The sequence below is a fragment of the Listeria tempestatis genome (assembly GCF_963575625.1).
GTDB classification, from domain to species: domain Bacteria; phylum Bacillota; class Bacilli; order Lactobacillales; family Listeriaceae; genus Listeria; species Listeria tempestatis.
Genome location: NZ_CAUYTK010000031.1, coordinates 1 through 470 on the forward strand (window position 1 = coordinate 1; position 470 = coordinate 470).

Consider the following 470-nt stretch of genomic DNA (forward strand, 5'->3'; position numbering starts at 1 on the left):
AGTTGGGCACTCTAAAGTGACTGCCGGTGCAAGCCGGAGGAAGGTGGGGATGACGTCAAATCATCATGCCCCTTATGACCTGGGCTACACACGTGCTACAATGGATGGTACAAAGGGCAGCGAAGCCGTGAGGTGAAGCCAATCCCATAAAACCATTCTCAGTTCGGATTGTAGGCTGCAACTCGCCTACATGAAGCCGGAATCGCTAGTAATCGCGGATCAGCATGCCGCGGTGAATACGTTCCCGGGCCTTGTACACACCGCCCGTCACACCACGAGAGTTTGTAACACCCGAAGTCGGTAGGGTAACGCTTACGCGAGCCAGCCGCCGAAGGTGGGACAGATAATTGGGGTGAAGTCGTAACAAGGTAGCCGTATCGGAAGGTGCGGCTGGATCACCTCCTTTCTAAGGATAAGGAAACCTATGAAGTTTTTCACTTCTTTTGTTCAGTTTTGAGAGGTCACTCTCA

1 rRNA gene is annotated in these 470 nt (G+C 52.6%); it reads left to right on the plus strand.

Going from position 1 to position 470, the window contains the following annotated elements:
- Positions 1 to 406 (plus strand): 16S ribosomal RNA (locus R8923_RS14260); the annotation flags it as partial.
- Positions 407 to 470: the final 64 nt, after the last annotated feature.